General features: G+C 61.2%; 13 protein-coding genes. 5 read left to right on the top strand and 8 right to left on the bottom strand.

Going from position 1 to position 14,425, the window contains the following annotated elements; genetic code table 11:
• The first annotated feature begins 52 nt into the window (after nucleotides 1-52).
• The 5 genes from HCK86_RS06680 to ugpC all read left to right on the top strand — a co-directional run bounded on the left by HCK86_RS06680 (nucleotide 53) and on the right by ugpC (nucleotide 6,507).
• On the top strand, nucleotides 53-1,324 hold the full coding sequence (locus HCK86_RS06680) for an extracellular solute-binding protein (protein WP_176083683.1): 1,272 nt from the start codon (nucleotides 53-55) through the stop codon (nucleotides 1,322-1,324).
• A 99-nt stretch (nucleotides 1,325-1,423) separates the two neighbouring features.
• Nucleotides 1,424-2,320 (top strand): sugar ABC transporter permease, encoded by an 897-nt coding sequence (locus HCK86_RS06675; RefSeq protein ID WP_176083682.1) that lies wholly within the window; start codon nucleotides 1,424-1,426, stop codon nucleotides 2,318-2,320.
• Nucleotides 2,320-3,141, top strand: coding sequence for a carbohydrate ABC transporter permease (locus tag HCK86_RS06670; RefSeq protein WP_176083862.1), 822 nt, complete (start codon nucleotides 2,320-2,322; stop codon nucleotides 3,139-3,141). Before HCK86_RS06675 ends, HCK86_RS06670 begins: the two co-directional genes overlap by 1 nt.
• A gap of 10 nt (nucleotides 3,142-3,151) precedes the next feature.
• Complete coding sequence (locus HCK86_RS06665) at nucleotides 3,152-5,395, top strand: glycoside hydrolase family 2 protein (RefSeq protein WP_176083681.1); 2,244 nt, start codon at nucleotides 3,152-3,154, stop codon at nucleotides 5,393-5,395.
• An 11-nt stretch (nucleotides 5,396-5,406) separates the two neighbouring features.
• On the top strand, nucleotides 5,407-6,507 hold the full coding sequence (gene ugpC / locus HCK86_RS06660; protein WP_176083680.1) for a sn-glycerol-3-phosphate ABC transporter ATP-binding protein UgpC: 1,101 nt from the start codon (nucleotides 5,407-5,409) through the stop codon (nucleotides 6,505-6,507).
• Nucleotides 6,508-6,516: 9 nt separating this feature from the next.
• Here the strand turns inward: ugpC and HCK86_RS06655 are convergent, their stop codons facing one another.
• The 8 genes from HCK86_RS06655 to HCK86_RS06620 form a co-directional block, all read right to left on the bottom strand.
• Nucleotides 6,517-7,350: a hypothetical protein gene (locus HCK86_RS06655; RefSeq protein WP_176083679.1), complete on the bottom strand. Its 834-nt coding sequence runs from the start codon at nucleotides 7,348-7,350 to the stop codon at nucleotides 6,517-6,519.
• 214 nt (nucleotides 7,351-7,564) lie between these two features.
• Nucleotides 7,565-8,314, bottom strand: a complete 750-nt coding sequence (locus HCK86_RS06650) for an aspartate/glutamate racemase family protein (protein ID WP_246739487.1) — start codon at nucleotides 8,312-8,314, stop codon at nucleotides 7,565-7,567.
• Nucleotides 8,307-9,749, bottom strand: coding sequence for an amidase (locus tag HCK86_RS06645; RefSeq protein ID WP_176083678.1), 1,443 nt, complete (start codon nucleotides 9,747-9,749; stop codon nucleotides 8,307-8,309). Before HCK86_RS06645 ends, HCK86_RS06650 begins: the two co-directional genes overlap by 8 nt.
• An 11-nt stretch (nucleotides 9,750-9,760) precedes the next feature.
• On the bottom strand, nucleotides 9,761-10,534 hold the full coding sequence (locus HCK86_RS06640) for an aspartate/glutamate racemase family protein (protein ID WP_176083677.1): 774 nt from the start codon (nucleotides 10,532-10,534) through the stop codon (nucleotides 9,761-9,763).
• Nucleotides 10,531-11,508 (bottom strand): ABC transporter ATP-binding protein, encoded by a 978-nt coding sequence (locus tag HCK86_RS06635; protein WP_176083676.1) that lies wholly within the window; start codon nucleotides 11,506-11,508, stop codon nucleotides 10,531-10,533. The genes HCK86_RS06640 and HCK86_RS06635 overlap by 4 nt, the downstream gene beginning before the upstream one ends.
• Nucleotides 11,498-12,469 carry an ABC transporter ATP-binding protein gene (locus tag HCK86_RS06630; protein ID WP_176083675.1) on the bottom strand — a complete coding sequence of 324 codons (972 nt, stop codon included), beginning with the start codon at nucleotides 12,467-12,469 and terminating at the stop codon, nucleotides 11,498-11,500. Before HCK86_RS06630 ends, HCK86_RS06635 begins: the two co-directional genes overlap by 11 nt.
• A complete protein-coding gene (locus HCK86_RS06625) occupies nucleotides 12,466-13,332 on the bottom strand; it encodes an ABC transporter permease (RefSeq protein ID WP_176083674.1) in 867 nt (288 codons plus the stop codon). Before HCK86_RS06625 ends, HCK86_RS06630 begins: the two co-directional genes overlap by 4 nt.
• Nucleotides 13,325-14,347 (bottom strand): ABC transporter permease, encoded by a 1,023-nt coding sequence (locus HCK86_RS06620; RefSeq protein ID WP_176083673.1) that lies wholly within the window; start codon nucleotides 14,345-14,347, stop codon nucleotides 13,325-13,327. The genes HCK86_RS06625 and HCK86_RS06620 overlap by 8 nt, the downstream gene beginning before the upstream one ends.
• Nucleotides 14,348-14,425 lie beyond the last annotated feature (78 nt).

Genomic DNA, 14,425 nt, shown 5'->3' with positions numbered 1-14,425 from the left:
TGCGGCAGGGAGAGAGCCGCGCTTGACCGACTGTTCTATTGGGAGGAATTCAATGGACACGCATTCCGTGCTGAAGCATGTCTCAGCCGTCGCCCTTGCCGGCGCCTGCACCCTTGGTGCAACCGCAGCCTTTGCCGGTGAAATCACCGTCTGGTGCTGGGACCCGAATTTCAACGTCGCGATCATGAAGGAAGCTGGCGCGCTCTACACCGCCAAGCACCCGGACACGACGTTCAACGTTGTCGACTTTGCCAAGGCTGATGTCGAACAGAAGCTGCAGACCGCCCTCGCCTCCGGCACCACCCAGGCACTGCCCGATATCGTGCTGATCGAGGATTACGGCGCTCAGAAATATCTCCAGTCCTTCCCCGGCGCCTTCGCGCCGATGAATGATGTCGTCGATTACAGCGGCTTCGCTCCCTACAAGGTTGAGCTGATGACGCTGGACGACAAGGTCTACGGCATGCCGTTCGATTCGGGCGTGACGGGCATGTATTATCGCAGCGACTATCTGGCTGAAGCCGGTTTCAAGCCGGAAGACATGCAGAACATCACCTGGGACCGCTTCATCGAGATCGGCAAGGAAGTCGAGGCCAAGACCGGCCACAAGATGACCTCGATCGACCTCAATGATGGCGGCATGACCCGCATCATGATGCAGTCCGCCGGCCAGTGGTATTTCGACGACAATGGCGACCTGAACATCAAGGACAACGCCGCGCTGAAGGCAGCCCTTGAGACCCAGGCCAAGATGGCCAATGCCGGGATCCTCTATCCGGCCACAGGCTGGTCCAATTATGTGAACGCCTTCACCTCCGGCAATACCGCATCGGTGATCACCGGTGTCTGGATCACCGGAACGATCAAGGCGCAGACGGATCAGGCCGACAAATGGCGCGTCGCCCCCATTCCCTCGCTCGCCGGTGTCGATGGCGCCACCCACGCCTCCAATCTCGGCGGCTCCAGCTGGTATGTGCTGTCCTCCTCCAAGGAAAAGGACGAGGCGATCAATTTCCTCAACGAGATCTACGGCAAGGATGTCGATTTCTACCAGAAGATCCTGACCGAGCGCGGCGCTGTCGGATCATTGCTCGCCGCCCGTGACGGCGAGGCTTACAAGGCCTCCGACCCCTTCTTCGGCGGGGAGGATGTCTGGCAGATGTTCTCGCAGTGGCTGAACGACATCCCGCCGGTCAATTACGGCATCTTCACCAACGAACTCGATACGGCGGTCACAGCCAACCTGCAGTCGCTGGTGGACGGCAAGCCGATCGATGATGTACTGGGCGCCATCCAGCAGCAGGCTCAATACCAGATCCAGTAAGGTTTCCCGACAGGGGGGCGGGCTCGACCGCCCGCTCCCGATCTGCACTTTAATGACCGCATGCGGCGCAGAAGCGCCCCATGGCGGCGGGATTCGACCATGGCTAATGCAAGACCCGGTAATCTGAAACGGTTTTACAACGTCAACGGCTGGCTGTTCGTTGCGCCGTCGCTGCTGCTGATCGGCACCTTCATGATCTACCCGATCCTGAGGTCGCTGGTGCTGTCGTTCTATTCGGGCCGCGGCATGATGATGAAATTCGTCGGCATCGGCAATATCCAGCGTCTCGTCAACGATCCGGTCTTTCTTCAGGCGCTGACCAATACGCTGACATTCCTGATCATTCAGGTGCCGATCATGATCATGCTGGCGCTGATCCTTGCGAATGCGCTGAACAGCCCTAACCTCAAATTTCGCGGCCTGTTCCGCACGGCGATCTTCCTGCCCTGCGTTTCCTCGCTGGTGGCCTATTCGATCCTGTTCAAGAGCATGTTTGCTCTGGATGGCATCATCAACAGCACGCTGGCCACGCTCGGAATCATCGATACACCGATCTCATGGTTCACCGATCCGTTCTGGGCGAAAACGCTGATTATTCTCGCCATCACCTGGCGCTGGACCGGCTATAACATGATCTTCTATCTCGCAGCGCTGCAGAATATCGACAAGTCGATCTATGAAGCCGCGCGGATTGATGGCGTGCCGGCCTGGCGGCGCTTCCTGCATCTGACAATCCCGATGCTGAAACCGGTGATCCTGTTTACCACGATCACATCCACCATTGGCACGCTGCAGCTGTTCGACGAAGTCTATAACCTGACCGGAGGCACCGGCGGACCGGCCAATGCGACGCTGACGCTGTCGCTCTATATCTACAATCTGACCTTCCGTTTCATGCCGAATTTCGGCTATGCCGCGACCGTCTCCTACGTCATCGTGGTGATTGTCGCCCTCCTCTCCTTCCTGCAATTCTATGCCGCGAGGGAACGCAAATGATGCCGCGACACGCTTCCCGTTCAGCCGCCAGCTTTCTCAAATATGCCCTTCTGGCGCTGGCCGCTTTCATTTCCGTCTTCCCCTTCCTGTGGATGGTGATTTCGGCGACCAACACGACCGCCGACATCGTCACCGGCAAGGCAACAGTGGGGACGGCGCTATTCTCCAATATCGCCACCTTCTTCACCCAGGTCGATGTGCCGCTGGTGATGTGGAACTCGGTCAAGATCGCCATAGCCGGCACATTTCTGACCCTGCTGATTTCGTCACTGGCCGGCTATGGCTTCGAAATCTTCAAGTCAAAGCTCAGAGACCGGATCTACACGATCGTGCTTTTGACCCTGATGGTGCCCTTTGCTGCGATCATGATTCCGCTGTTCATGCTGATGGCCAAGGTTCATCTGATCGACACCCATATCGCCATCATCCTGCCGACAATCGCCTGGGCCTTCGTCATCTTCTATTTCCGGCAGGCGACCAAGGCCTTTCCGAGTGAGCTGCGCGACGCCGCCAAGGTCGACGGGCTGAAGGAATGGCAGATCTTCCTCTACATCTATTTCCCGGTGATGCGATCCACCTATGCCGCGGCCTTCGTCATCGTCTTCATGCTCAACTGGAACAATTACCTCTGGCCGCTGATCATCCTGCAGTCGAACGAGACCAAGACGATCACCCTCGTCGTTTCATCGCTCGCCTCCGCCTATTACCCGGATTTCGGCACGGTGATGATCGGCACGATCCTCGCAACACTGCCCACCCTCATCATCTTCTTCGTCATGCAGCGACAGTTCGTCCAGGGCATGCTCGGCTCGGTGAAATAGGAACAACACCATGCGTCACATCACCCAATTCAATGACGGCTGGGTTTTCACGGAAGGCTTCGACAGCACATGGCCCGACGCGCTGCAGCCAGGTCTGGCGGTCAGGCTGCCGCATACGGCCGTGGAACTGCCGTTCAACTATTTCGACGAGACCTGCTATCAGCGCGCCTTCACCTATCAGAAGGTCATCCCGTTTGATCCAGCCTTTGCAGGCCGGATCGTCTCGCTTGTCTTCGATGCGGCCATGGCCGACAGCGTGGTCTATCTCAACGGCGTGCCGATCGCCGCGCACCGCGATGGCTACACGCCTTTCGAGGTGGACCTGACACCGCATCTCAAAGCCGGTGACAACCTGCTGACGGTGAAAATCGATGGTTCGGAAAACCCGGAAATCCCGCCCTTTGGCGATATGATCGACTATCTGACCTATGCCGGCATCTATCGTGATGTCTGGCTGAAGGTGACGGGCAAAGCCGTCATCCGCAACATCAAGATCGAAACGCCCGATGTGCTCGCCGCGCACAAGAGCCTCACTGCTGTAGCCTTCCTCGACGGCATTGCCGGCTGTGCCAATGCCAGGCTGCGCGCCTGCCTGTGCGATGCCGCTGGCACACGCATCGCAATCACCAATCTGTCCGTGACGGGCGACCGTGCGCTGATCGAGATGACGGATCTCGACGATATCCGCCTCTGGGACATCGATGATCCGGCCCTTTACAGCCTCACGGTCACGCTTGATGCCGATGGCGAGACGGACGAGATCAGCCAGCGCTTCGGTTTCCGCAGCGTGGCGCTGACGACAGATGGCTTCAGCCTCAATGGCCGCATCATCAAGCTGCGCGGCCTCAACCGGCATCAGTGCTGGCCGCATCTCGGCTATGCCATGGGCCGGCGCGGGCAGGAAAAGGATGCCGAGATCCTGAAATATGAGCTTGCCTGCAATGTGGTGCGCACCTCGCATTATCCGCAGTCGCGCTATTTTCTCGATCGCTGCGACGAGATCGGCCTGCTGGTGTTTGAGGAAATACCCGGCTGGCAGCATATCGGCGGCGAAGGCTGGAAGCAGGAATCCATTGCCAATGTGCGCCGCATGATCGAGCGCGACTGGAACCATCCCGCAATTTTCATCTGGGGGGTGAGGATCAATGAATCCGGCGATGACCACGGCTTCTATAGCGAAACCAACCGGCTGGCGCATGCACTGGACAGTACCCGGCCAACCGGCGGCGTGCGCTGCATCGAAAACAGCGAGATGCTTGAAGACGTCTATACGATGAATGACTTCATCCTCGGAGACGAGGAGTTGCCGGGGCGCAATCAGGGTCGCGTCTTCACCCGCGACCAGCAACAGGTGACCGGCCTGCGCCAGCAGGTGCCCTATATGATCACCGAATATTGTGGCCATATGTATCCCACCAAGCGCTTCGACCAGGAACAGCGCCAGGCCGAACATGTGACCCGGCACCTGCAAATGCTGAATGCGGTGGCAGGCGATGCAAAGATCGCCGGTTCGACCGGCTGGTGCATGTTCGACTACAACACCCATATGGATTTCGGCTCCGGCGACCGGATCTGCTATCACGGTGTTCTGGACATGTATCGCGAGCCGAAATTTGCCGCCTTCGCCTATGCCTCTCAGGGCCGGCCTGAGGACGCGGTGGTGCTGAAGCCGGTGACCTTCTGGGCTCGCGGCGAACGCAATATCGGCGGCATCCTGCCGCTGATCATTCTCACCAATTGCGATTATGTCGAACTGGCCTTCGGCGACGGCGCGCCGAAGCGGATTGAACCCGACCGGACCACCTATCCGCATCTGCCGCATCCACCCGTCGTCGTTGACCTTCGCTCGGTCACGCCAGCGGAATTCGGTGAATGGGGCCGGGTCTGGCGGGACGGCACGATCACCGGCTTTGTCGACGGCAAGGCAGCCAAGACCATGCATATGGCGGCAGATCCCCTCCCCACCCGGCTGGAAATTGCCGCCGATGCAACAGCGCTCAAGGCTGGCGAGAAAGATTGTGTCCGGGTGATCCTGCGCGCCCTTGACCAGTGCGGCAATATCCTCCCCTTTTTCGACGACCCGGCCGCTGTCAGTCTCGAAGGACCGGGACGGATCGTCGGCCCCGATCTCATCGCCTTCAAGGGCGGTACAGCCGGGCTTTATGTTGAGGCTGGCGACGAAGCTGGCACGCTCACACTTTCTGTCCGCTGCCGTCTCTTCGACGACCAGACCGTCACTTTCACTTTGAACTGAGGCAGAGTTTCATGGCTGATGTTTCGCTGAACGCAATCTACAAGAAATTCGGAAATCTCGAGGTCATCAAGGGCGTTGATCTTAATGTCCGCTCCGGCGAGTTCGTCGTCTTCGTCGGACCATCCGGCTGCGGAAAATCGACATTGCTGCGGATGATTGCTGGCCTTGAGGATATTACCGCCGGCAAGCTTTCGATTGGCGGCCAGGACATGACCGATGAAGATCCGGCCAAGCGCGGGATTGCCATGGTGTTCCAGACCTATGCGCTCTACCCGCATATGAGCGTGCGGGAAAACATGGGATTCGCACTGCGCTTTGCCGGCATGGGCAAGCAGGAGATCGAGGCTCGCGTTGCCGAGGCGGCGCGCATGCTGGAACTCGATGCCCTGCTGGAACGCAAGCCGAAAGCACTGTCCGGTGGCCAGCGACAGCGCGTCGCCATCGGCCGCGCCATTGTGCGCCACCCGGATGTCTTCCTGTTCGATGAACCGCTCTCCAATCTCGATGCAGAACTGCGCGTCCACATGCGTGCCGAGCTTTCAGCACTGCACGACCGGTTGAAGACAACGATGATCTATGTGACCCATGATCAGGTCGAGGCCATGACGCTAGCCGACCGGATCGTCGTCCTGCGTCAGGGCAAGGTCGAACAGATCGGCACACCGCTGGATCTCTACAACACTCCGGCCAATCTTTTCGTCGCCGGTTTCATCGGGTCGCCAGCAATGAATTTCCTGCCGGCGACACTCGGCCCGGTGCAGGACGGCCGCGCAAGCATCAATCTTCTGGGTGCCGAAGACCGCGAGATCAGCACCGATAGTCTTGCCGTCAGCAGCGGCGACAAGCTGACCGTCGGCGTTCGCCCGCAGCAGATCCGGATCGCCGCCGATAACGAAACAGGAATCGAGGTCTCGATCACCCTGGTCGAAGCGCTGGGCGCAGAAACGGTCATCTATGCGACGACGAAAGGCGGTGAACAGCTGCTCGCCGTTCTTTCCGGCCAGCATCCGCTGAAATCCGGCGGGTCGATCCGGCTGACCTTCGATACCGCCGATATTCATCTCTTCGGCGCGAACGGTCTTAGGCTTTCGGCCGCTCAGGCGGTCGCCTGAGGTCAGGTTTCAGCTGGCGATCTCCAGTGTGACGGCGCCAAGGGTCGCGGCTTCCTCCGAAAAGGAGCTGCCTGCACTGCCGAGAATGGCAGCCGTTCGCGACAGACAGATGAAATCGACAAGGGCATCTTCGATGGCCGCCGGATCGTTCCGGTCACGCGATCTTTTGCGGTAGATCACCGCGGCCGGATAACGCCCAAGGATCGCCTGCTCCGCGGCGTCATCATCGGTCGCCAGGAACAGGCCGGTAAAGCCTTCCTTGGCAATCTTGCGGTCGACTTCGGCGATGAAAGCCTCCAGCGGACTGTGCCGGATGGCATGGACATGATCGGTCCGGCGCACGTGAACGCCCAGCATTTTCGCCGAATAGCCCGCGGTCATGGTCGCCACACGATCGAGGACCTTTGCCGTAGGGCTGAACCAGGCATAGGGTTTTTCTGGCAGATAGCTACGCATTCCACTGCGGAAAATCAGCGCATCAGAAGCCGGTAGGTGCTTCGCCACCGTGGCATGGTCGAAGGCTAGCACCCTTTTGCCCACCTGCAGCTCACCGAACTGCGCCGACGTCAGATAATGACGGCCGGGGAAACCGATCCTGCGCAATATCTTGTCATGGAAAGGATAGTTGCCATGCGACTGTTCGACAATGCGCACCACAGTATCCGGCACGCAGAACAGTCTGTCGAAAGGACAGTTCAGATCGCGATCGATCGGCCAGATCAGCTCAACCGGGCGTTCAAGCTTTGCCGCCAGATCGATGGCGCAATCGAGATGGCGCAGACGATTGGCCAGTCCTGCCAGAGTGATGGCCTTCACAGGACGGGCGGAATGATGGGCGCTCAACAAACGTCCTCCAACGGCGGCGGCCGGGCCGCTCTGACAAAACCAGCAGTTCGTTACGGCATCATATCCGTCTGCCTTTTCTGTGGCCATCCCTGTCGCAGTGCGTTCCAAGGCAAATTGCCGAAGCGCCGCAGGCCCAATAGCCATGCGGCGCTGCAATCCTGTTCTGAAAATTCTGGATGCCAGACCGCAGAAATGCCGGTCACTGCCGCGCTCAGGCGGCGCCCTCGGCAAACAGCGCCCCATAGCCCGCCACCCGCGATGGCGGCTGCCCCGCCGCCACAAGCGCGCCCCAGACCGTGGTGGCGATACTGTCATGGATGGGAATGGAGAAACGCTTTTCCAGCCCGTCGACAAGCGGAGCGCCGGCCAGATTGGTGCAGAGAATGCTGATGGCCTGCGGCGCGGATTGCCCCACCGCCTCCACCGCCGCCGCAAGCTGCTCCCGCGAAACCGTGGCAAAGCTGAAATTGTCACGCAGGCCGAAATGAGCCTCGGCGGCCACGTCCACGCCCTCGTCGGCGAAACGGGCAATGATCTTTTCCTGCACATCGGCCGTATAGGGGGTAACAAGACCGATCCGGCTCTCGCCGCGCGCGCGCATGATATCAAACAGCGACAGCACCGAAGTGCTGGCGGCAATGCCGGTCTCCGCCGTGATTTTCTCGCAGAGCCGTCTGTCCTTGTCGAGCCCGAGCCAACCGGCGCTGGTGCCGTTCCAGGCAATCACATCAACCTTGGCGTCGGCCAGCAACCCGGCCGCTTCCAGCATCGCCCGGTCATCGAACTGGGCAAGGGCTGCATCATCGAGCCCGATCGCGGTAACGCGGAAACGGGAAAAATGAACACTGACGTCATCGAGACCCGACAGCATTGCTGTCGTCACCGGCTCCAGCACCGTGTTGGAAGACGGGGTCAGCATGCCGATGCGGATCATCCGCTTGTTCGCCGTTGCATCAGACATGAACCGGTGCCTCCCTGATCTCGCCTTCAAACAGCCGGGCGAACGCCGCCGCCGCCGTCAGCACCAGCCCGTCCCCCAGATGCGGGCCGACAATCTGCAGGCCGACCGGATAGCGCCCGTCGACATAGCCGCATGGCACGCTTGCCGCCGGCTGACCGGTCAGGTTGAAGGGTGAAGTATAGGGGCTCCAGCCATCCGGCCCGACAGCGATGCGGTTGATCGTCTCTGGCCCCGTCGCCTCTGCGGCAAAGGGGGTGATCGGTACGGTTGGCGTGATGATCAGATCAAAATCAGCCATCACCCTTGCGACAGCATTGGAAAACGCCTTGCGGGTGGTGATTGCGTCCGTGGCCGCTTCCAGCGGCAGCTGCGTATCAAGGAAGGACCGGACCGGTCCGGTCAGCGCATCTTCCCGGTCTTTGGCGATCCGCCTGAGACCGGTAAGATCCGTCTCAAGCGCGATGATCGCCTGGAAAGCCGTATCAAGGTCAATCGCCGGCGGCGCGCCAAAGCTGACAGTCGCGCCTGTGTCTTCGGCAAAGCGGGCAATCGCCGCCGCGCAGATCGCCTCCACGCCCGGCTCGACCGGGCAATCGCCCCATTGCGGCCAGTAGGCGACCCGCAGGCCCTGCGGCAGCGGCGCGCGGATCGCAGCCAGATAATCAACATCGCCTTCAGGCAGCGACCAGCGATCGCGCGGATCAGGACCTGCCAGCACCGAGAGCATCAGCACCATGTCATCGACATTGCGGGCCATGGGACCGATATGTTCGATCGATTCCCAGCCAGATGCACCGGGCAGGGTCTCGTCGCGGCAGCCCGGCCAGACCGGCACCCGGCCCATCGAGGCCTTGATGCCGTAAAGGCCGCAAAAGGCGGACGGAATGCGGATCGATCCGCCACCATCACTGCCAATGGCAATCGGCACAACGCCGGCAGCAAGGGCGGCGGCAGAACCGGCGCTCGAGCCACCCGGCGTGCGGGAAAGATCCCACGGATTGCGTGTCACCGGAAAAAGCCGGTTGCAGCCATGCGCACCGAACCCGAATTCAGAAGCATTCGACTTGCCGATAACAAGCGCACCGGCAGCACGCAGCCGCTCGACGACGATATCGTCATCCTCCGGCACGAAATCGGCATAGAGAGCCGAACCGAATGTGGTTTTCAGCCCCTTCGTCATCACCAGGTCCTTGATCGCCACCGGCACGCCGGCCAGCGGACCGGGGTCTTTTCCGGCTGCGATCTGCGCATCCACCACGTCGGCTGCAGCCAGCATGCCACGGGCATCCAGCGTGGCAAAGGCGTGGATTTCGGGTTCCATCTTCTCGGCGGCGGCAAGGGCAGCTCTGGCGATTTCGACAGCGCTTAAGCCGCCGGAACGCACTTTCTCGGCGATCTCGCCGGCTGTCATCGCGCTATAGGTCTCAATATTCATGGCAATTCCGTTCAGTTCGAGACTGTGCTCATATCGTCGCCTGCCGTTGCCAGCAGCCGGGCGAGCGGCGGCGGCAGGCCGATCGAGGTTTTCGGCTCGGGCCGGGCAAAGGAGCCCGCCCGGGCCTTGGCCGGATCGAGCCCGACCAGCAGTTCCGCCTGACGGACCGCCGCCGCCGTGCATTCGATCACCGGCACCGGCACCAGATGTTTGACCGCGCCGGCAAGACCTGCCAGTGGCGCGCCGGCCAGCACGATGACATCGGCTCCATCTTCTTCAACCGCCTTTTGCGCGAGGCGCACCAGAAGATCGGCCTTTTCCTCCGGCACTTCGGCAATCGAGCGGAAGGGACCATCGAGAAGCCGGATGCTGGCGAGCCGCGAGGCAAGCCCGTGCGCGGTGACGCATTCGCGGTACCAGGGGCCGAGCGCCGTTGAAAAAGAGACAACCGAAAAACGGTGGCCCAACATGCAGGCTGTCAGCAGCCCCGCCTCCGCCAGGCCGATAACCGGCACGTCAAGCAGTTCACGCGCGCCGGACAGGCCGGGATCGCCGAATGCGGCTATGATCGCGGCATCGAATTCACCGGCCCGCTCGGCCAGTGCCTCAAGCGCCACGGCACCGCCGATCACGGCTTCCGCCCGGGTGGCGATATAGGGAACGCCACGGGTCACCGTATGGCCGATCACCTCGGTTCCGGGCGTGGCGGATTTTCGCGCCACCACCATCATGCGCTCGGTCACGCTTGCCGAAGTGTTGGGGTTCAAGAGCAATATGCGGGTCATGAGGCGGTATCCGGTTGGTCAAGAAGGTGGCAGGCAGCAAAATGGCGCGAGCCGGTTTCGGCAAGCGAAGGCATTTCACGGCTGCAACGGGGAATTTCATGGGGGCAGCGACCGGCAAAGCGGCAGCGGTTCGGGTCGGGATCGATCGGGCTGGAGGCCGGTTTTTCGAGCCGCGCCACCGTGGTGCCACGCCGCGCCGGATCGGGAATCGCGCCGATCAGCGCCTGGGTATAGGGGTGACGCGGATGCGAAAAAACCGCCTCCGCCGGCCCCTCTTCCACGACCTTGCCAAGATACATGACGACGATGCGGTCGCAGATCAGCCGCACGACGTTGAGATCGTGCGAGACAAAAAGATAGCTCATGCCGCGCTCGGCCTTGAGCCTGGCCAGAAGCTTGAGGATCACCGCCTGCACCGAGACATCCAGTGCCGAGGTCGGTTCATCGAGGATCAGCAATTTCGGTTTGACCGCAATGGCGCGGGCAATGCCGACGCGGGCCTTCTGCCCGCCGGAAAGCTGATGTGGGAAACGTCCGGCCAGTTCACGCGGCAGGCCGACAGCGTGAAGCGCTTCAAGCGCAAGCTGTGTCGCCTGGCTGCGGCTTGTCCCCGGCATGAGCCGGCGGATCGGATCGGCCACGGCCCGCAATACCGTGAAGGAAGGATTGAGGCTTTCATTCGGGTCCTGAAACACGATCTGAATTTCGGCCCGCTCCGGCGTGGTGGCAAAGCTGCGGCCGGAAAGCGCCGCCAGATCATGGCCGGAGAAATCGAGACGGCCGCCATCGGCGTCAATCAGCCGGGCAATCAGCCGCGCAAGGGTTGACTTGCCGCATCCGCTTTCACCGACAAGGCCGACGCTTTCGCCGTTATCGATGGCGAGATCGATGCCATCGACGGCGTGAAGTCTACTCTTGCGCCCGGCATTGCGAACGGGAAAGAATTTGGCAATGGATCGTGCATCAAGCAGCATGAGCGTTCTCCGGGTGGTGACAGCGCACACCATGCGGCGCGGCTGGATCCAGCGGCGGCAATGGCAAGGCATCGCAATCGCCCTGATGATGGGGACAGCGCCCGGCAAAACGGCAGGGCAGAAGCGGCCCCGACAGATCCGGCAGATTGCCGGGAATGGCGGCCAGATCGTCCAGAGTGGCCGCACTCTGGGGGGTCGCGGAAAAGAGCCGGCGCGTATAGGGATGGCGGGCGCTGGAAAAGAGCTCCGCCGTTGGCGCAACCTCGACCAGATGACCGGCATGCATGACGAGGATGCGGTCGCAATATTCCCCGGCAAGCGCCAGATCATGGGTGATCAGGATTGCCCCCATGCGCGTTTCATCGACGAGCGCGCGGATGAGGTCGACGACAATCGCCTGGGTCGTCACATCAAGGCCGGTGGTCGGCTCATCGGCAATCAGAAGCCCCGGTGACGAGGCCAGCGCCATGGCAATCATCACCCGCTGGCACATGCCGCCCGACAGCTCAAACGGATAGGCATGATAGCGCCGTTCGGGATCAGGAATGCGCACCCGCGCTAAGGCCTCGATCGCCCTTTTCTTCAATTGGCCGCGCGGCACCGGTCCGTGACGGGCGAGAACGTCGCCGATCTGGTGACCGATCTTGCGGATCGGGTTCAGCGCGGTTCGCGGGCTCTGAAAGATCATCGACAATTCGCGACCGCGCAGGGCCTTCGCCCCTGATCCGGTGAGATCCACCCCGGCATATTCCATGCGGTGCGTACGGATATCGGCGGCATCACCGAGAAGCCCCATCATCGCATAGGACAGGACCGATTTGCCGGAGCCGCTTTCGCCGACAATGCCGACCATCTCGCCCTTTTCAACGGCGAAGCTGATATCTTCCAGCACCTTCACCAGTCCGTGGCGGGTCTTGAAATCGAGGCTCAGTCCCTCGACGGTCAGAAGAGCGTTTTTCATGCGTGCCCCTTCGGATCGATGATGTCGCGCAATCCGTCGCCGACAAGGTTGAAACAGAAGACGGCAAGCACGAGGGCCGCGCCCGGAAACGCGAAGGTCCACCACTCGCCGGAGAAGATGTAGGCCGCGCCCTCGGAAACCATGATGCCCCATTCCGGCGTTGGCGGCCGGACGCCAAGACCGATGAAGGAAAGCCCGGCGGCATTGAGGATCGCCCAGCCGAGATTGAGCGAGGCCTGCACCACCATGGTCGGCAAGATATTCGGCACGATGTGAACGAAGAGCGTGCGCCAGCGGCCATTGCCGCCGGCCGTGGCGGCTTCGACAAAGGAAAGCTCGCGCCGGACATTGACCTCCGCGCGGGCAAAGCGGGCATAGAAGGGCAGATTGATGATCGCCGTGGCGATGACGATATTGGTGACGTTGTTGCCGAGCGCTGCGACAATGCCCATGGCAAGCACGAACAGGGGAAAGGCCATGATCGTATCCATCAGCCGCTCGATGATGAGATCGACAATCCCGCCCAGCATGCCGGCAATGGCGCCGAGCGCCGTACCGATGACGAAGGACGCGAGAACCGCGCCAGCCGCCATGCCGAGATCAAGCCGTGTTGCCACCAGCACCCGGCTGAAAATGTCGCGGCCGAGCGCATCGGTGCCAAAGAGGTGGGACAGTGAAGGCGGCTGAAGGCTCGCCGTTGCATCGCTCATCAGCGGATCATAGGGGGCGACCAAGGGACCGATCATCGCAACGACAACCAGAAAGACCAGCAGCAGCCCGGCCATGAAGGTGACCTTGTTGGCGGTCAGGGCGTGGATGATATCGTCGCGTCTGCGGGCGGCGGAGAAAGTCGTATCAGCCATCGTAACGCACCCTCGGATCGATGACCGTCGAGATGATGTCGACGGAGAGGTTGAGAAGGACATAGAGGATCGCCATCATCAGCACGAAGCCCTGAACGGCGGCATAATCGGAAGCGATGACGGCATTGACGGCATAGGCGCCGATACCGGGCCAGGCGAAGACCTGTTCGACCAGAACATTGGCGCCAAGCAGGAAGGAAAACACCATGCCGAGCACGTTGACGATCGAAAGCATCGCGTTGCGCAGCGCATAGGTGATCAGCACCTTGCCCGATGAAAGCCCCATGGCCCGCGCTGTGCGGCAATAGTCGCTGGAAAGGGCGGCCAGCATGGAGGCGCGGGTGATCCGGGCAATCGGCGCCAGCGCAAAGAGACCCAGCGAGATCGCCGGCAGCAGGATCTGCCGGAAAGCGCCGATAAAGGCATCCGTGTCACCGGCCAGAAGCGTGTCGATCAGCAGGAAACCGGTCACGGTCGGCGGCGTCGAAAAATAGATCTCATCCAGCCGCCCGAGCGGCTGCGGCACGATATCGAGCCGGTAGTAAAAGATATAGACCAGCACCAGCGCGACGAAGAAGGTCGGGAAGGCAGCGCCGACCGTCACCAGAATGCGGCAGGCATGGTCAAAGATCGAACCCTGGCGCACGGCGGCCAGCAGCCCGAGCGGCAGACCGATGAGAAGTGCAAAGATGAGCGCGGCGAAGGTCAGTTCCAGCGAGGCAGGAAGACGGCTCGCAAGATCCGCCAGAACCGGCTGACCGCTCGAAAGCGACAGGCCAAGATTACCGCTGGCGATGTCACGGACATAATCGCCGAACTGAAGGATCAGCGGCTGATCAAGACCGAGCCTTGCGCGGATATCGGCAACAGTCTCGGCGGTCGCCGAGCTGCCGGCATAATAGGCGGCCGGATCGCCAGGAAGCGCCCGGGCCAGCAGGAAGGTGACGATCACCACGCCGACAATGCTCGGCAGGGCGGAGACCACACGTTTCCCGATGATCGTGAAGGTTTTCATCGCTTGGTTTCCCATCGATTGCCGCATGAAAGCAACGGTGAGGCCGGCCTTCACGCTGGAAGGCCGGCCGTCGGTTCA

It is taken from the genome of Martelella sp. HB161492, assembly GCF_013184775.1.
In the GTDB taxonomy this organism is placed as follows: Bacteria; Pseudomonadota; Alphaproteobacteria; order Rhizobiales; family Rhizobiaceae; genus Martelella.
This window is presented reverse-complemented; position numbering and strand designations above follow the sequence as displayed.